This window comes from Dechloromonas sp. HYN0024 (assembly GCF_003441615.1).
Lineage (GTDB): Bacteria > Pseudomonadota > Gammaproteobacteria > Burkholderiales > Rhodocyclaceae > Azonexus.
Genome location: NZ_CP031842.1, coordinates 1,771,367 through 1,789,397 on the forward strand (window position 1 = coordinate 1,771,367; position 18,031 = coordinate 1,789,397).

17 protein-coding genes are annotated in these 18,031 nt (G+C 61.5%); all 17 read right to left on the reverse strand.

Annotation, left to right across the window (positions count from 1 at the left end; translation table 11 throughout):
• Window positions 1–2: 2 nt before the first annotated feature.
• The 17 genes from nusA to smc all read right to left on the reverse strand — a co-directional run bounded on the left by nusA (window position 3) and on the right by smc (window position 17,997).
• Complete coding sequence (gene nusA / locus HYN24_RS08585; protein ID WP_117608858.1) at window positions 3–1,475, reverse strand: transcription termination factor NusA; 1,473 nt, start codon at window positions 1,473–1,475, stop codon at window positions 3–5.
• A gap of 21 nt (window positions 1,476–1,496) precedes the next feature.
• On the reverse strand, window positions 1,497–1,937 hold the full coding sequence (rimP, locus tag HYN24_RS08590; RefSeq protein WP_205421354.1) for a ribosome maturation factor RimP: 441 nt from the start codon (window positions 1,935–1,937) through the stop codon (window positions 1,497–1,499).
• Window positions 1,938–2,055: 118 nt separating this feature from the next.
• Complete coding sequence (gene rluB / locus HYN24_RS08595; protein WP_117608860.1) at window positions 2,056–3,108, reverse strand: 23S rRNA pseudouridine(2605) synthase RluB; 1,053 nt, start codon at window positions 3,106–3,108, stop codon at window positions 2,056–2,058.
• Window positions 3,095–3,580 (reverse strand): SMC-Scp complex subunit ScpB, encoded by a 486-nt coding sequence (scpB, locus tag HYN24_RS08600; RefSeq protein ID WP_371413253.1) that lies wholly within the window; start codon window positions 3,578–3,580, stop codon window positions 3,095–3,097. Before scpB ends, rluB begins: the two co-directional genes overlap by 14 nt.
• 28 nt (window positions 3,581–3,608) lie before the next feature.
• Window positions 3,609–4,460 carry a ScpA family protein gene (locus HYN24_RS08605; protein ID WP_117608862.1) on the reverse strand — a complete coding sequence of 284 codons (852 nt, stop codon included), beginning with the start codon at window positions 4,458–4,460 and terminating at the stop codon, window positions 3,609–3,611.
• Between the two features lies 1 nt (window position 4,461).
• Complete coding sequence (locus HYN24_RS08610; RefSeq protein ID WP_205421355.1) at window positions 4,462–4,752, reverse strand: lipid-A-disaccharide synthase N-terminal domain-containing protein; 291 nt, start codon at window positions 4,750–4,752, stop codon at window positions 4,462–4,464.
• Window positions 4,752–5,954: a tryptophan--tRNA ligase gene (locus HYN24_RS08615; protein ID WP_117608863.1), complete on the reverse strand. Its 1,203-nt coding sequence runs from the start codon at window positions 5,952–5,954 to the stop codon at window positions 4,752–4,754. Before HYN24_RS08615 ends, HYN24_RS08610 begins: the two co-directional genes overlap by 1 nt.
• A gap of 9 nt (window positions 5,955–5,963) precedes the next feature.
• Window positions 5,964–6,611, reverse strand: coding sequence for a site-2 protease family protein (locus HYN24_RS08620; protein WP_117608864.1), 648 nt, complete (start codon window positions 6,609–6,611; stop codon window positions 5,964–5,966).
• Window positions 6,612–6,620: 9 nt separating this feature from the next.
• Window positions 6,621–7,247, reverse strand: a complete 627-nt coding sequence (locus HYN24_RS08625) for an L-threonylcarbamoyladenylate synthase (RefSeq protein WP_117608865.1) — start codon at window positions 7,245–7,247, stop codon at window positions 6,621–6,623.
• A 1-nt stretch (window position 7,248) separates the two neighbouring features.
• On the reverse strand, window positions 7,249–8,088 hold the full coding sequence (locus HYN24_RS08630) for a 3',5'-nucleoside bisphosphate phosphatase (RefSeq protein ID WP_240327642.1): 840 nt from the start codon (window positions 8,086–8,088) through the stop codon (window positions 7,249–7,251).
• A 194-nt stretch (window positions 8,089–8,282) separates the two neighbouring features.
• The gene (locus HYN24_RS08635; protein WP_117608867.1) at window positions 8,283–9,053 is read right to left on the reverse strand and encodes an S-methyl-5'-thioinosine phosphorylase; all 771 of its coding nucleotides are present in this window, start codon (window positions 9,051–9,053) and stop codon (window positions 8,283–8,285) included.
• Between the two features lies 1 nt (window position 9,054).
• On the reverse strand, window positions 9,055–9,750 hold the full coding sequence (locus HYN24_RS08640; protein WP_117608868.1) for a bifunctional 2-polyprenyl-6-hydroxyphenol methylase/3-demethylubiquinol 3-O-methyltransferase UbiG: 696 nt from the start codon (window positions 9,748–9,750) through the stop codon (window positions 9,055–9,057).
• Window positions 9,747–10,295 (reverse strand): hypoxanthine-guanine phosphoribosyltransferase, encoded by a 549-nt coding sequence (locus HYN24_RS08645; protein WP_117608869.1) that lies wholly within the window; start codon window positions 10,293–10,295, stop codon window positions 9,747–9,749. The genes HYN24_RS08640 and HYN24_RS08645 overlap by 4 nt, the downstream gene beginning before the upstream one ends.
• Complete coding sequence (gene galU / locus HYN24_RS08650) at window positions 10,296–11,165, reverse strand: UTP--glucose-1-phosphate uridylyltransferase GalU (protein WP_117608870.1); 870 nt, start codon at window positions 11,163–11,165, stop codon at window positions 10,296–10,298. It abuts the gene before it with no gap.
• Window positions 11,165–13,216 carry an NAD-dependent DNA ligase LigA gene (gene ligA / locus HYN24_RS08655; protein WP_117608871.1) on the reverse strand — a complete coding sequence of 684 codons (2,052 nt, stop codon included), beginning with the start codon at window positions 13,214–13,216 and terminating at the stop codon, window positions 11,165–11,167. The genes galU and ligA overlap by 1 nt, the downstream gene beginning before the upstream one ends.
• Entirely contained in the window at window positions 13,216–14,490 is a 1,275-nt protein-coding gene (locus tag HYN24_RS08660; RefSeq protein ID WP_117608872.1) for a cell division protein ZipA C-terminal FtsZ-binding domain-containing protein, read from the reverse strand. Before HYN24_RS08660 ends, ligA begins: the two co-directional genes overlap by 1 nt.
• Window positions 14,491–17,997: a chromosome segregation protein SMC gene (gene smc / locus HYN24_RS08665; RefSeq protein WP_117608873.1), complete on the reverse strand. Its 3,507-nt coding sequence runs from the start codon at window positions 17,995–17,997 to the stop codon at window positions 14,491–14,493.
• Window positions 17,998–18,031 lie beyond the last annotated feature (34 nt).

Below are 18,031 nucleotides of genomic sequence, written 5' to 3' on the forward strand. Positions count from 1 at the left end.
GCTCACTCGAACCAGTGAGCCCGTGCCGTCAGAATGAGTTCCTTGGCACGCTCGTCGTCGATGCCGGTCATTTCCGTCAATTCATCTACCGCCAGCTCCGCGAGATCATCGCGGGTCTTGACGTCGTGACCTGCCAGTTTCGCGGCCAATTCCTTGCTCATCCCCTCAAGACCCATCAGGTCTTCGGAAACATTTTCCAGCTTCTCTTCAGTCGCAATCGCTTCCGTCAGCAAAACATTGCGGGCACGGGTGCGGAGTTCATTGACGATCCCCTCGTCCAGACCATCAATTTCCAGCATTTCGGCGAGCGGCACATAGGCCACTTCTTCCAGTGACGAGAAGCCTTCTTCGATCAGCAGATCGGCGAGTTCTTCGTCGATATCGAGCTTTTCCATGAAGGTGATGCGGGTCACGGCATATTCGGCCTCGGAACGCTTGGCCGACTCGTCCTGAGTCATCAGGTTGATCGTCCAGCCGGTCAGCTCGGAAGCCAGGCGAACGTTCTGGCCGTTACGGCCAATGGCGATAGCCAGGTTGTCTTCGTCGACCACCACGTCCATGGCGTGCTTTTCTTCATCGACCACGATGGAGGACACTTCAGCCGGCGACAGGGCGCCGATCACGAACTGGGCGGGGTCAGCCGACCACAGGACGATATCGATGTTTTCGCCACCGATTTCATTGCGCACGGCGGTCACGCGGGAACCACGCAGGCCGACGCAGGTACCGATCGGATCGACACGCGGGTCATTCGACTTGACAGCAATCTTGGCGCGCAGACCGGGGTCGCGGGCACAGGCTTTCAATTCCATGAGGCCATCGGAGATTTCCGGGACTTCCATGTCGAACAGCTTGATGACGAATTCCGGCGCGGTACGCGAGAGGATGATCTGCGGACCACGGGCATTGCGATCGATACGCAGCAGGAAGGCACGGATGCGGTCACCGACCCGCAGGTTTTCCTTGGGGATCATCTGGTCACGCGGCAGCATGGCTTCGATCTTGCCGGCTTCGACAATGGCGTTGCCGCGCTCCATGCGCTTGATGGTGCCGGAAACGACGTGTTCCTTGCGATCGAGGAAGTCAGACAGGATCTGCTCACGCTCGGCATCGCGAATTTTTTGCAGGATGACCTGCTTGGCCGCCTGGGCACCAATGCGACCGAAATCGATCGGCTCGAGACCTTCTTCGAGGGTATCGCCCAACTCGATTTCCGGATCGTCCTTCTGGGCTTCCGACAGGGGAATTTCGACGTATTCGTTGACGTACTCGCTGTCCGCGACTACCTGCCAGCGACGGAAGGACTCGTAGCTACCCGTATTGCGGTCGATCGACACGCGCACTTCGGCTTCGTCATGGATACGCTTCTTGGTGGCCGACGCAAGGGCCAGCTCAAGGGCGCCAAAAACGATTTCCTTGGCGACATTCTTTTCGCGGGCGAGTGCATCAACCAGCAGCAATATTTCACGGCTCATGGGCTAAAACCTCCTAGTCCTTCAGTCGAAACGAGGCACCAGACGTGCCTTCTCGATATTATTGAATTCCAGTTCCACAGCATCTTTTTCAAGGCGCAGACCAACTTTTCCATCCGTACAGCCGAGGAGTTCGCCCTGGAAGTTACGGCGACCGCCATGCGGAATACGCAGCTTGATCTGGATCTCCTGGCCGGCAAAGCGCGCAAAATCTTCAGCCTTCTTGACGACGCGATCGAGGCCCGGCGAAGAAATCTCAAGGCGGTCGAAATCGAAGTTCTCGACTTCGAAAACACGGGTCAGCTGATTCGAGACTTTGGCGCAATCCTCGACATCAATACCCGTAGCCCGGCCAGGCGCATCAATGAACACACGAATCGTGCGCCCACGCGGCGACATCTCGACATCCACGAGTTCATAACCCAGACCGACAACCGTCGTTTCAAGCAGTGCGTTTAAATCCATAGCCACAAATAAAAAATGGGCGAAACGCCCACCTTATGAAAAAAAGATGCCCTGCCAAAAATGGCAGGAGGAACAAACCCGTGAATTATAACGGATTTGTTCCTCACCGACAATCGATTTACTTGCTTTCAGGGCCTTTTCGGGGCGCTGCCGCATGGTTTTCGAGGTCGCGCATCAGCATTTTGATTTCTGCCTCTTTCAGCTCCCGCGCCATGCCTCGTTTCAGTTGCGGCGGCAGGATGAACGGGCCATAGCGGACACGGATCAGGCGGCTGACCGTACAGCCAACCGCTTCGAACATGCGACGCACCTCGCGGTTACGCCCTTCAAAGATGGTGACGCGATACCAGTGGTTGGCGCCCTCGCCGCCACCGTCGTGCAGGGTGCCGAAATTGGCCCGGCCGTCTTCAAGTTCGACGCCATGCAGCAACTGTTGTTGCGCTTCGAGGGTCAGTTCGCCGAGGACACGTACGGCATACTCGCGAACCAGTTCCGAACTCGGGTGCATGAGCTTGTTGGCCAGATCACCCGAAGTCGTGAAAATAAGCAGGCCAGAGGTGTTGAAGTCGAGTCGACCAACGTTGATCCAGCGCCCACCACGCATGCGGGGCAGCGCCGCGAACACCGAGGGCCGTCCATCCGGGTCGTCGCGCGAGACAATTTCACCTTCCGGCTTGTGGTACATGAGGACGCGCGGCGGGCGCGTGCTGCCGGTGAAACGAATATTGATCAGGCGGCCGCCGATCTTGACCTTGTCGGTCGGTACCACGGACTGGCCGATGGTGGCGACGACGCCGTTGACCGTAACCTTGCCGGCCGAAATCCACTCTTCCATTTCGCGGCGCGAACCGACGCCGGCCTGGGCGAGAATCTTCTGCAGGCGCTCCGGCTTGGCCTCAACGACTGCCTTGCCGTTGCGCGCAATGTTGCCGCGACTGGCTCGACCTGTGGCCGGCAGCGCCGCGCGCCGACGCGGCTTTGGCGCCTCGGCAACGGCGTCGACTTCTGGCGCTTCGTCGTGGTCTTCACGCGGGGCGCGGCCACGCGGCGGCAGCGTGCGCTCGGCCGAGGGCGGGGCCTGACGGCCGCGACCGCCGGTGCTCGGCGCCCGTTTTTCCGGCCCGCCCGGCTTGCTGCTCGAACGAAGTGGGGTACGTTTATTGGTTTTCATGGTTCAGCTCCAGTGTCTGGGCGATTTGTTCAAGCGGCGGCAGTTCGCTGACGCTACGCAGTCCCAGATCATCGAGAAATTGCTTGGTGGTGGCAAACAGGGCCGGTCGGCCCGGTGTTTCGCGATGGCCGACAACGTCGATCCAGCCGCGCTCTTCGAGGGTTTTGACGACGTTGGTATTGACCGCGACGCCACGGATTTCTTCAATATCACCACGCGTCACCGGCTGGCGATAGGCGATGATGGCAAGGGTTTCGAGGACCGCCCGCGAATATTTCGGCGGTCGCTCGGGATTGAGGCGTTCAAGATACGGCAGATATTCAGCTCGCGTCCGGAAACGCCAGCCAGAAGCCAGCTGGATCAGTTCGACCGGCCGCTCACCCCATTCCTCGCGCAGTTCGTCGAGAAGACGGCGCAGGGTATCGGTCGACAGTTCCTCGTCGAACATCTTTTTCATCTCGCTCGGCGGCATCGGCTCGCGGGCAGCGAGCAGCGCAGCCTCAAGCACTCTCTTGACCTGGCTCGGTTCCACCTTGATGCACTCGAATGTAAATGGGTTGAAAGGCCTCGGTCTGGGTGATTTCAATCAGCTTTTCGCGACCCAGTTCAAGCATGGCAATAAAATGAACAACCAGTCCGGGGACACCCATGTCCGGGTCGAACAGTGTTTCAAACTGGACGAAACCGCCCTTCGCCTGCAAGGCGCGCAGGATGATGCCCATGTGCTCGCGCACTGACAACTCTTCACGCCCGATCTTGTGATGCTGCTTCAGGTTGGCCTGACGAACGACGGCCATCCAGGCGTTCTTGAGGTCATCGACCGAGACTTCCGGCAAACGAACCAGCAGCGACTTCTCGACCAGCGTCTCGACCCAGAAAAATTCGCGCTCGGCCTGCGGCAGCGCGTTGAGATTCTGGCCGGCCAGCTTCATCTGCTCGTACTCCATCAGCCGGCGTACCAGTTCTGCCCGCGGATCGTCGGCATCGTCGCCCTCGCCCAACTTTGGCCGAGGCAACAACATGCGCGACTTGATCTCGATGAGCATGGCAGCCATCACCAGGTAGTCAGCCGCCAGTTCGAGATTGCTGGCCCGCATCGCCTCGACGTAATCGAGATACTGCCGGGTGAGCGGCGCCATGGGAATATCGAGGATATCGATATTGGCCCGGCGGATCATGTACAGCAACAGGTCAAGCGGCCCCTCGAAGGCGTCGAGCATCACCGCCAGCGCATCGGGCGGGATGTAGAGGTCGAGCGGCAACTGCTCGATGGGCTGCCCGTAAACGCGGGCGACCGGATCGAAGAGCAATGCGGCTGGGGCCGTTTCCGGCACGTCGAGCACGGCGTTCATCTCAGGAGGCCGCAGCGCGGCCCTTGCCCTTGTAATGCAGATGCAGGTTACGGACGTAGATGATCAGGCTGAGCGCCTGCCCGAAGATGAAGACCGGATCCTTGCGGTGAATGGCGTAAATGGTGAGCACGATGCCGCCGGCCAGGCTGAAATACCAGAATGAGACCGGTATGACGACCATCTTGGCTTTTTCGCTGCTCCACCACTGGATGACGAAACGCATCATGAACAGCGCCTGACCACCGAAGCCGATGCCGATCCAGATCAGCGTTTCCCAGTCCATGTCGAACATCAGTGGTATTCCAGCCCCATCGCCTCGCGCACGTCGCGCATGGTTTCGCGGGCGTATTCACGGGCCTTTTCGCAGCCGTCGGCGATGATGTTCTTGACCAGCGTCGGATCGTCCAGATAGACCTGGGCGCGTTCGCGCATCGGCGCCTGTTCGCGCAGAATGGCGTCGATCACCGGCTGCTTGCATTCGATACAGCCAATGCCGGCACTGCGGCAACCGGCTTGCACCCATTCCTTGCAGGCGTCGTTGGAGTAGACCTGGTGCAGTTGCCAGACCGGACACTTGGCCGGGTCGCCGGCATCGGTGCGGCGGACGCGGGCCGGGTCGGTCGGCATGCTGCGCACCTTCTTGCTGACCGACTCCTCGGATTCACGCATGGTGATGGTGTTGTTGTACGACTTCGACATCTTCTGGCCATCCAGCCCCGGCATCTTGGAGGCTTCGGTGAGCAGGTAGCCCGGCTCGACCAGAATCATCTTGCCGGTCCCCTCGAGATAGCCGAACAGGCGCTCGCGGTCAGCCATCGACAGGTGCTGGACTTCATCGAGCACGGCCTTGGCCTGCTCGATAGCATCGCGGTCGCCATTCTGCTGGAAGCGGGTACGCATCTCTTCATAGAGACGCGCCTTCTTGCTGCCCAGTTTCTTGACGGCTTCGCGCGCCTTGTCCTCGAAGCCCGGCTCGCGGCCGTACATGTGGTTGAAACGGCGGGCCAGTTCGCGGGTGAATTCGACGTGGGGAATCTGGTCTTCGCCGACCGGCACCTTGTCGGCCCGGTAGATCAGGATATCGGCGCTCATCAGCAGCGGATAGCCGAGAAAGCCGTAGGTGGTCAGGTCCTTGCCGGCCAGCTTTTCCTGCTGGTCCTTGTAGGTCGGCACGCGCTCCAGCCAGCTGAGCGGGGTCATCATCGACATCAGGAGGTGCAGTTCGGCATGCTCGGGCACCCGCGACTGGACAAACAGCGTCGCCTGGTTGGGATCTACGCCGGCGGCCAGCCAGTCGACGACCATGTCCATCGACGCCTTTTCAATGCCCTGCGGGCTGTCGTACTGGGTCGTCAGCGCATGCCAGTCAGCCACGAAAAACAAACAGGGGTACTCGTGCTGGAGCTTGATCCAGTTTTTGAGAACACCGTGGTAGTGGCCAAGATGGAGCGACCCGGTGGGGCGCATGCCGGAGAGAACACGTTCTGCGTACATATTTTTTAATTAGAAACTGAAAATGACTCGGATTATCCGCATCGCCATACCGAGCAGCGGATTCATGATGGCATCGAGGATACCGGTGAACAGCAGGACCAGCAAAATAGGGAAGCCCCAGCGCTCAAGCTGGGCAAATTTCCAGGCCAGCGAATAGGGCAGCAGGCTGACCGCGATACGCCCACCGTCAAGCGGCGGCAAAGGCAGCAGGTTAAGCACCATGAGGGCGCAATTGATCATCACACCAACCCGGCTCATTTCGGCCAGCGGCAGTGAATAGAGGTTCTCCGGTGCGGTCACGGCGAACTTGAGGAGCGCCGCCCAGCCCAGAGCCATCAGCAGGTTGACTGCCGGGCCGGCCGCCGCCACCCACAGCATGTCACGCTTGGGGTGACGTAGACGGCCAAAATCGACCGGCACCGGCTTGGCGTAACCGAACAGGAAGGAGCCGCCGGAAAAGAGCAGGATCATGGCCGGAATCAGAATGGTGCCGACCGGGTCGATATGGCGCAACGGATTGAGCGTGATCCGCCCAGCCAGAAATGCCGTTGGGTCACCAAAATGGCGAGCCGCATAACCATGCGCCGCTTCGTGCAGGGTGATGGCAAAAATCACCGGCAAGGCGGAAATAGCAATGGTCTGGATCAGGCTATCCACGATCGACGCTCAGCCCAGGCCAAAGGGTGCCAGCGGACCACGCCCGGCGCGCACCAGTTCGGGCGTCGAACCGGTCAGGTCGATGATCGTCGTCGGCTCGGTGCCGCAATGGCCCCCGTCGAGAATGAGTTCGAGATGGTCATCGAGACGGTCCTGGATTTCCCAGCCCTCGGTCAGCGGGAACTCGTCACCCGGCAATTGCAAGGTCGTCGTCAGCAAGGGCTCATTCAGTTCTTCAAGCAAGGCCAGCGCGACCGGGTGATCCGGCACACGCAGGCCGATGGTCTTGCGCTTGGGGTGCATGACCCGGCGCGGCAATTCCTTCGAGCCTTCGAGAATGAAGGTGTAGCTGCCCGGTGTCGTCGCCTTGAGCAAGCGGTACTGGGCGTTGTCGACGCGGGCAAAATGGGCGATTTCGGACAGATCGCGGACCATCAACGTGAGGTGGTGGCGATCATCCATCTGGCGGATCTGGCGAATGCGATCCAGCGCTTCCTTGTCGCCGAGATGGCAACCCAGGGCATAACAGGAGTCCGTCGGCAGGGCGACGATGGCGCCGTTGCGGATGAACTCGGCAGCCTGGGCGAGCAGGCGCTGCTGCGGTGATTCGGGGTGGATATGAACAACGCGTGCCATGTCAGATCACCAGACGCCAGACTGGCTTGAGGTCTTCCGGCAAGGGCGGCAGCTTGCCGAGATCAACATAGCTCTCGTCCGGGCCGTGAAAATCGGAACCGCGTGAGGCATGGAAGGAAAAATGGCGGGCCAGACGGGCGAAATGCATGACGTGATCAGGCGAATGACTGCCACAGGTGACTTCAATGCCCTGCCCGCCCGCATCCTTGAAATCGCCAAGAAAGTGGCGCATGTCGGCACCCGACATCTTGTAGCGGCCAGGATGGGCCACCACGGCGACGCCACCCGCCCCGGCAATCCAGCCCACGGCGTCGTCGAGCGTTGCCCAGCGATGATCGACATAGCCCGGCTTGCCCGGCGTCAGGTAATGCTGAAAGATGCCCGGCACATCGCGGGCAATGTTGATCGACACCATGTAACGGGCAAAATGGGCCCGCGAGATCAGGCTCGGGTTGGTGACAAAGGTCAGGGCACCTTCATAAACGCCGGGGATGCCGATGGCGGCCAGCGCCTCGCCCATACGTTTAGCCCGTTCGACGCGGCCCAGTCGGAGTTCATCGAGGCCACCGGTCAAGGCCGGATTGGCCGCATCGAAGCCAAGACCGACCACATGGATGGGAACACCGCGCCATTCAATCGAGATCTCGACGCCATTGACGAAAGCCATGCCGGCCGCTTCTGCCGCCCCCCTGGCTTCCGACAGGCCACTAATATCATCATGGTCGGTCAGTGCCCACAGATCGACACCATTGGCTGCCGCCCGCTGCGCCACGACCGCCGGCGGCAAAAAGCCGTCGGAGACGATGGAATGGCAGTGAAAATCAAAATTGGCAGGCGTCACGGGTAAGCGTTTGAAGGCAAACGAAGAGTTTAGCACGAACACGGGCATGACCCGAGGGCGAGGTGCCCTGCCCGGTCATTGGCGAGGCAAGCAAGCGGATCCCTGGCGCCGCTGACTCCCCGCCCAATCCTCGCCATACCCACCACTATCGGCACCACCCCGATCAGTCAGACAGCAGGCCGTAGCGTCGATACTTAACCCGACAGACCCATCGGCTGGCAACTATCCGTGCATCCGACCAGATTTTCGACAATCGCCCTGACTCGTCCCATCGCCTCCTGCAGGACATGCTCGAGGCTTTCGAAATGAATGCCATTGACGCTGTTGCCACGACCCGCCGCATGGTTGGCGACGACGTTGATGGCCGCATAGGGCAAACCCAGTTCACGGGCCAGAATGGCCTCCGGCATGCCGGTCATGCCGACCACGTCGGCACCGTCACGTTCCAGGCGATTGATTTCGGCCGCCGTTTCCAGACGCGGCCCCTGTGTGGCGGCATAAACGGCATCCACTTTGACGTCGATGCTCAGTTGCTGCCCAGCCGCAAGAATACGGCGACGCAGGTCGGCATCATAGGGCTCGGTAAAGTCAACGTGCGTCACCGGCGTGCCGTTACCGTCGAACATGGTCGATTTGCGGCCCCAGGTGTAATCGATGATCTGGTCGGGCAGGACGATGTCGCCCGGATGCAGGTCGGGACGGATGCTGCCGACCGAAGCCACGGAAATGACACCGCTCACCTTGTGGTGATGCAAAGCCCACATGTTGGCCCGGTAATTGACCATGTGCGGCGGAATGGTATGACCGTAGCCATGACGCGGCAGAAAGACTACCGGCTGACCACAGATCTGGCCGAACACCAGGGCGCCGGAGGCTTCGCCGTAGGGGGTGCGCACCACTTCGCGATGCGAAACGTCGAGATTGGACAGGGTCGTCAGACCGCTGCCGCCGATGATTGCCAGCATGCTATTGCTTCCTTTCCGCCAGCAACGAGGCCAGCGTCGGCACCACGCCCTTGAGCGATGGGTGCTGTTTGCGTTGGGGGCCGCCCACCTCTTCGCCCAGCTTGCGATAGAGCGCCGACTGGCGTGTCGCGGTGAACGGCAGGTCGAGCAGGGTCTTGCCCAGATGGTAATTGACCAGGGTGTCGCGGCCGATGTCCTTGGCCTGCCAGGGAATCGCCGTGCGATCCAGAAGATGCAGCCAGCGCACGCTGGGCAGGCTGGCGGCGAGTTCGGCGACCAGGCGATGCAGCTTTTCGCGGTAGGCGATGACGGCCCGCCCGCCATCGCTGGCCTGCGCGCCGGTCGTTGCGGCCGGGGCGCCCATCAGCCAGCAGACGACGACATCCGGTGCAAAATCGCCGATGGTGCTGCGCTGGGCGTCGCTTAGTGCGGTCAGGTCGGCCTGGAGGAGCGTGACCTGCGCCGGGTCGACGCGTTGCCGCGTTCGTTCGAGGCAGTCATCGAGCGAATCGATGGAGAGCACGGCGCAGCCGCGCCGGGCCAGGGCCTGGGTCGCAAAACCGACGCCGCAGCCAATTTCAAGCACGCGCTGACCGGGGACGAGGGACGCCATCCAGTCGTAATCGCCGTGCCGGACGTAGGCCTCGCCCTCATGTTCCCAGTAGCCGATGAACTCGGCGACCGTCGCACCGCTCATGCATCATCCTTCATGGCATATACGGCGGGCAGGTTGCGCCAGACGCCGCCTGCATCCATGCCGAAACCGAAGACGAAACGGTCAGGCACGGTGAGGCCGACGAAATCGGCGGTAATCGGCTTTTGCTTGCCATTCAGTTTGTCGGCAAACACCGCTGTGAGCACCTCGTCGGCCCCCATGCGGCGCAGACTTTCCTTGACCGCAGCCAACGTCACGCCTTCGTCGAGGATGTCGTCAACGACCAGCACCGAACGCCCCTTGACCGAAGTCCACGGGGCGGAACGCCAGGATATCTTGCCGCCCTGGGTTTCCGGGCCGTAGCGCGTGGCGTGCAGGTAATCGAAATCGAGCGGAAAATCGAGCTTGGTCAGCAATTGACCGCAGAAGACAACGCCGCCGGTCATTACACAGAGAACCAGCGGGTACTTGTCGGCCAGGCGGGCACGAATCGCCGCTGCCATTTCCGTCACGGCCCCCTGCACCGTCGCCTCGCTATGAATCAGTTCGGCATTGGCCAGCATGGCCTGCGCTTTTTTGACGTCCATTCAGCCCCCCAGTGTTTTTAGATATGCATCGAAAGCCGGGCCAACTTCCGGATGGCGCTGGCCGAAAACGACCGTCGCCTGAAGATAGCCGAGCTTGGAACCACAATCGTAGCGCGTTCCGTCATAACGATAGGCCAGCACCTGCTCCTCGCTGAGCAGTGAGGCAATGCCGTCGGTCAGCTGGATTTCACCACCAGCCCCCGGCTTGACGTTTTCGAGATGATGGAAGATGCGCGGCGTCAGGATATAGCGACCAACCACGGCCAGCGTCGACGGCGCCTCTTCGGGCTTCGGCTTCTCGACGATGGCATTGATCTGCTCGACCCGCTCGGCTACCGGCCGGGCATCGACAATGCCGTAGCTCTTGGTTTCAGCCCGCGGCACATCCTGCACCCCGAGCACCGAGCACCGATAGTAATCGTAGGTGTCGGTCATCTGCTTCATCACCGCCGTATCGCCGTCAAGCAGGTCGTCGGCGAGGATCACCGCAAACGGCTCGTCACCGATCACCGGCTTGGCACACAGCACGGCGTGGCCGAGACCGAGCGCCTCGGCCTGACGGATGTAGATGCAGTTGATGTTCTTGGGAATCATGTTGCGCACGAAATCGAGCAACTCACTCTTGCCGCGCGCTTCAAGTTCGCTTTCCAGCTCATAGGCCTTGTCGAAATGATCCTCGATGGCGCGCTTTGAGCGACCGGTAACAAAGACCATGTCGGTGATCCCGGCGGCCACCGCCTCTTCGACGGCGTACTGGATCAGCGGCTTGTCGACAATGGGCAGCATTTCCTTCGGACTGGCCTTGGTCGCTGGCAGAAAACGGGTGCCCATGCCGGCAACGGGGAATACAGCCTTGCGGACTTTTTTCATTATTGGACTTCCTTTTCGAGCAACTTTAGCAATTCTGCCTCATCTATTACCGTGATACCCAGTTCGATGGCTTTTTCGAGCTTTGAACCGGCTTCTTCGCCAGCCACGACGTAATTCGTCTTCTTCGACACTGAGCCGGCGACCTTGCCCCCGGCCGCCTCGATCATCGCCTTGGCATCATCGCGTTTGAGGGTCGGCAAGGTACCGGTCAGCACCAGCGTCTGGCCGGCCAGCAACTGAGGCCCGGCTGTGGCCGGCTCACCTTCCGGCCAGCAGACACCGGCGCGGCGCAAGCCATCGATCACCTCGCGATTGTGCGCCTCACCGAAGAATGCAGCGATGCTGGCAGCCACCACCGGCCCGACATCCGGCACCGTTTGCAGACTGGCGGCATCAGCCGCCAGCAAGGCATCGAGCCCGCCAAAATGCTTGGCCAGATCACGCGCCGTGGCTTCGCCGACATTGCGAATACCCAGCCCGAAGATAAATCGCCCAAGCGTCGTCTGCCGGCTGCTGGCAATCGCCACCACCAGATTCTGCGCCGATTTTTCGCCCATGCGATCGAGTCCAGCCAGCGTATCGACCGTCAAGCCATAGAGATCAGCCGGCGTGTGGACCAGCCCGGCATCAACCAGCTGATCGACGAGTTTGTCGCCCAGTCCCTCGATATCCATCGCCCGCCGCGCCGCAAAGTGCCACAGCGCCTGCTTGCGCTGTGCCGGGCAATAGAGGCCGCCGGTACAGCGGGCAATTGCCTCATCCTCGCCGCGCGCCACGGCCGAGCCGCATTCGGGACATACTTTGGGCAGTTCGAAGGCTGGATGCAACGGCTCGCCTCCGAACAGGTCACGCGTCGGCCGCTTGTCGGCGACGATGGCGACAACCTCGGGAATCACATCACCAGCCCGCCGGACAATCACCGTATCGCCGACCCGGACATCCTTGCGGCGAACTTCATCCTCGTTGTGTAGGGTGGCGTTGGTGACCGTGACGCCGCCGACAAACACCGGCTTTAACCGGGCAACGGGGGTAATCGCACCGGTACGTCCAACCTGAACATCGATGCCGAGCACCTCCGTGAGCGCCTCTTCAGCCGGAAACTTGTGGGCGATGGCAAAGCGCGGCGCCCGCGAGACAAAGCCGAGGCGGGCCTGCCAGTCGAGGCGATTGACCTTGTACACCACACCATCGATGTCGTAGGGCAGCGCCGGACGCTTGACTCCAATATCGACAAAATAGCCGAGCAGACCACGCGCGCCGGCCACGACACGGCGTTCCTCGGCCACCGGGAAACCCCAGGTAGCCAGGAGATTCATCATCTCGCCATGCGTCCTGACGGCCAATGAATCCGCCCCCGCCCCGACGCCATAAGCAAAAAACGACAAGGGCCGTCCAGCCGTAATCTTCGAATCGAGCTGGCGCAGACTGCCGGCGGCGGCATTGCGCGGATTGGCGAATTCCTTGTCACCGCGTTCGCGTTGGCGGGCATTGAGTTGGGCGAAATCGGCCTTGAACATCAGCACTTCGCCGCGCACCTCGATCAGCGCCGGCCAGCCCGCGCCCTTCAGGCGCAGAGGGATCCCGCGCAGGGTGCGCAAATTGGGGGTTACTTCCTCGCCGGTCACACCATCACCGCGCGTCGCGCCGCAGGTGAAGACACCGTTTTCATAGGTCAGGCTGATGGCCAGGCCATCGAATTTCGGCTCGACCGCGTAATCAATCTCGGCAATCGTCTCCAGACCATCGCGCACGCGCTTGTCGAAGGCTTCCACCTCCTCGGTCGCAAAAGCGTTGTTGAGCGAGAGCATCGGTACGCCGTGCTGGCGCGGCGGGAATTCCTTGAGGGGAACGCCACCCACCCGCTGGGTCGGCGAATCAACCGTCAGCAGATCGGGATGGTCGGCCTCGAGGCCCTGCAGTTCACGAAACAACTGGTCATACTCGGCATCCGGGATGGTCGGTGCATCGAGGTCGTAATAGGCGTGATTATGGCGCTCAAGCTCAGCGCGCAGCCAGGCTGCGCGCGCCGCCGCAACAGCAGGAACAAGCATCAGGAAAAAAGCCGCAGCGCCTGGGGCGAACCGGCGGTCAGGCCAAAACCGGCCATCGTCGCCTGCGGCTTGCCGATGAATTCACGACGGATATGATCGAGCTGCGATTCGCTGAGCGGCTGGCGATTGTCGTCAACCAGTGCACCGTTCAGCGTATCGGCGAAGCGCCTGGCGATCTCGGTCATCTGCATGAAAGTGCGTTCGCCGTGATCGACGCGCGGCACATCGAGCAGGAAAGTCAGGCCATGGGTTGTCAGTGTGCGCAGTGCCTCGGCCGAGAACTGCGTACTTTCATAGTTCTGCAGGCAGAACAGGACGCGACCACTATCGTCGTAGCGGGTAAAGGTGCCCCCCATACCAAGCACCATGCCGGCCGCTTCGGCCAGTGCACGAATCTTGGTACCCGAGAACGCACTGCCCCGACTGACCAGATTGAGACCGATTTCAAGGTCCACCGAGGCGCAGAACTGGTCGATTTCGGCAGCCTGATCAAAAACACGCGACGAAGGCATGTCGGCCACCGCCATCAATTCATCAGCCAGGGCCTGCATGGCCGTGATGAAGGTGCTCATGTCGCTGTCGGCCAGTGGCCCCCGGCGATTGACCAGTTGCAGACCGACCCGCAGGCGGCGCAGCCTGAGTTCGCTGTCCGGGGCAAGGCGCACCCATTCACGGGTCGACTCGTTGTAACCGACCCAATGCACCGGCTTGTTCAGGCGCAGCAGGGCTGAACGCTGTGAATGCAGGACATCTCTGGCCGACACCGGCTCGACCAGTTCCATCGCCACAATGAATTCGAGACGGGGGTCGAGCAATTCGGCCGGTACCGGACCGGCCGGGACCTCCGGCGCATCGTCCGCCACGACAGCCTGAACCGGCAGCGGCACTGCCGGCGGCTCGACAGCGGGGGCAGGCGGAATGTCGACAACCGGCATTTGCGGCATAACCGGCCTTTCCGGCATGACAGTATCAGTCTCGGCCACCAGCATCATGTCATCCGACGGCTCGGTCGGCAGCGGATCGACGAAAACCGGCTCGACGCGCTCATCAAGTTGCACGGGTGCTTCGGCCCGAACTTCCGGCTCGCTACGCTCAACGACCACGGGCGGCGGGTCGGATCTTTCCGCATCATCGAACAGGATATCGGCGTGGTGCGGCTTGAGAACAGCTTCCGCCAGCTTGCGCTGACGATATTCCTGCCACTTGTTATAGCCGAAAACGCCGATTACCGCCGTCGCCCCCAGTCCGATCAAACCTAATTGAAGCTCGGTCATTTAAGCCGCATCCCTCATTTTCAAAGCTTCCTGAATATCTACTTCGACGACGCGCGAGACGCCGGATTCCTGCATGGTGACGCCGACCAGCTGTTCGGCCATTTCCATGGCGATTTTATTATGAGAAATGAAAAGGAACTGTGTCCCGCCTGACATTTTCTTGACCATTGAGCAAAAACGCTCGGTATTGCTGTCATCGAGCGGCGCATCAACCTCGTCAAGCAGGCAGAATGGGGCCGGGTTCAACTGGAACATCGAGAAAACCAGGGCAATCGCCGTCAGCGCCTTTTCACCACCGGAGAGCAAGTGAATGGTCGAATTCTTCTTGCCTGGCGGCTGGGCGATGACCTGCACGCCGGCATCGAGAATTTCGTCGCCGGTCATCACCAGCTCGGCCCGGCCGCCACCGAACAGTTCGGGGAACAACGTGCCAAAATGACCATTGACCGTATCGAAGGTGCTTTGCAGCAACTCGCGGGTTTCACGGTCGATGCGGCGAATGGCATTTTCCAGCGTTTCCATCGCCTCGTTGAGGTCGGCCGCCTGCATGTCGAGGTAGCCCTTGCGCTCGGTCGCCGTTTCCAGCTCCTGCAGGGCCGCCATATTGACCGCGCCAAGCTCGGCGATGGCATTGCCGAGCCGGGTGATTTCGCCCTGCAGGCTGGCTGGCCGGGCATTCCCGAGTTCGCCCTGAAGGGCCTCCTCGTGGGCACCGGCCTCCAATAACTGCTGGGCGAACTGTTCGGTACTCAGGGCTGCCGCCTGCTCTTTCAATTTCAATTCACCGATCCGCACGCGCAGCGGCTCGAGGCCCTGCTCAATACGCATGCGCTGCTCCTCGAAACCGCGCAGGGCCTGGGTTGCCGCTTCGAGCGCATCGCGCTTGTCGGCCAGCACCTTCTCTGCCGATTGCCGGGCCTCCAGCGCCATCTGCAGGGCACCTTCCATGACATCGGGTGGTGCCGCCTCGACCTGCTCGGCGCACTGGGCGCGGTCCTTCTCGATGCGGTTCAATTCACGCTGGGCCGTCGCCTGCTGGGCGAAGACATCCTGCAGCTTGCTTTCGCATTCGCGCAACGAGAACTGCGCTTCGCGCAAGGCCCGGTCGAAATCGGCATTGCGCTCACGCTCGGTCCGCACGGCCCGCTCGCATTCGTCGAGCCGCGACTGCGCGCCATGAACCAGAACGCGGATGCGGCTCAAACCATCGCGGATTTCCTCGATGCGCTCATCCGCCGACATGTCGCGCTCGCGTTCGCTTTCTTCTTCCTCGGCGAGTTCAGCCAGCTGCTCGTTGAGGCGCTCCTTCTGTTCCTTGTAGCGCTCAATGGCTTGTGACAGCTTCAGCACTTCCATCTGCACGGCATGCACGCGCTGCTGGCGGTCGGCAACGTATTGCCGGATTTCGCCCATTTCGGCCTGTTTGTCGTCAATCTGCTCATCGAGCATGAGCAACTGCTCGCGCATCGCGCCCGCCTGATCCTCGGCCAGGGCAATCCCCTCGCCCAGCGTCTCGATTTCGCGCTGACGTTCGAGCAGACCATGTTCGCCCTGATCCGGCGCAAAGAAAGTGACGCTGTGGCGGGTCAGCAGGTCACCGCCCCGGGTGACGAGCAAGCCACCATCCGGCAGTTCACCACGTTGCGCCAGCCCCTCACCCAGCGACTCGGCGGTGCGTACCGCCCCCAGCCAGTCGGCCAGCACGGCACGGATGGCGGCATCATCGCTGCGCACGCGGGCGGCCAATGCGTTCTCGCCGACACCTGCCGCAGCCACGGCACTGCCAGACAGCACCAGGGCCAGCCGCGCTTCCGGCCGATCATGCAGCCAGGCGTCGAGCCTGGCCGGATCGTCGCAGGCAATGGCACTCAGGCGCTCACGCAGAACTGCTTCGACGGCATCTTCCCAGCCCGCTTCAACGTGAATCTTCTGCCACAGCGGCGGCGCATCGTCGAGATTGTGGCGACGCAGCCATTCCGGCAACTTGCCACTCTGCTGCGTGCGCGCCTGCATTTGTTCAAGAGCGGCGCGGCGGGCCTGACCGGCAGCCAGTTCGCGTTCGATGCGCTGGACTTCCGCCTGCGCCTCCTTGCGCCGGGCTTCGACCTGCGGCAACTCCTGCTGCAATTGCTGCAACTGGTCCTGATCACCGGCCAGTTCCTCACGCAAGAGGGCGAGCTCTTCTTCCTTTTCGGCCAGATCCAGTTCGTCGGGCGGGTTGATGCCGCCGGTTTCCTCACGCAGGCGTTCGCGGCGCTGGATAATCGACTGCAGGGCGCGCTGGGCGTGTGCCTTGTTGGTCAACTCGACTTCCAGCTTCTGCTCACCATTGGTTGACCGCGTCTTCAGGCGTTGCAACTCCTCCTGTGCCTGAGCATGGTCTTCTTCGACCTGCGGGGCGATGTTCATCTGCTGGTGCAGGCGCTCCTCGGCTTCCTCGACACGCAGCTTGGTAACTTCCTGCAACTCTTCCCACTTGAGGCGATCCTCTGCCAGCTTCTCGGCCGTCTGGCTCCACTGCTTCAGTTCGTCTTCCAGTTGCGTCAGTCGCGCCTCAAGCTGGCTGCGCGATTCGCGGCGATGGCGGATTTCCGCCTCCAGCCGGGCGACTTCGGCATTGGCCGCGTACATGTCGCTTTGCGCATTGTGCAGGGCATCGCCGGCGGCGAAGTGCGCCTCGCGGGTTTCTTCGGCGCGCGCTTCGGTTTCGCGCAGGGCGGCACTTTGCGCTTCAAGCTCTGTCACGGCGCGCTCGACATCAAGCGACAGGCGCAGGCGTTCGGCCTCGGCTTCGCGTTTCTTGAGGAGCCAGAGCACCTGCTGACGCAGCACCAGTTGTTCGTTCAGGCCCTGATAGCGGCGCGCCACCTCGGCCTGGGCCTCCAGGCGTTCCATCTGGTTGCCGAGTTCGAGACGGATGTCCTCGACGCGCAGCAGGTTCTCGCGGGTGTCCTCAAGCCGGCCGTTGGTTTCCTTGCGCCGCTCCTTGTAACGCGTGACGCCGGCCGCTTCTTCGAGAAAGACGCGCAGATCGTCGGGGCGTGCCTCGATGATGCGCGAGATCATCCCCTGACCAATGATGGCGTAAGCACGGGGGCCAAGGCCGGTGCCGAGGAACAGATCGGTAATGTCCTTGCGCCGGACCTTCAGATTGTTGATGAAGTAGTCCGACTGCCCCTGCCGCGTCAGCGTCCGCTTGACCGACAGTTCGGTGTATTGCGACCACTGACCGAGGGCCCGCCCGAGCAGGTTCTCGAAGATCAGTTCGACCGAGGCGCGCGATACCGGCTTGCGGTTCGACGAGCCATTGAAAATGACGTCCATCATTGACTCGCCGCGCAATTCGGAGGCCTTTGACTCGCCCAGCACCCAGCGCACGGCATCCATGATGTTGGATTTGCCGCAGCCATTGGGGCCAACGACGCCGACGAGTTGGCCGGGAACGGCCACAGAGGTCGGATCGACGAAGGATTTGAAGCCGGCGAGTTTGAGTTTGGTAAGACGCATGCCTGATTGCGGCGGAACGAATGCCCCGCCATGA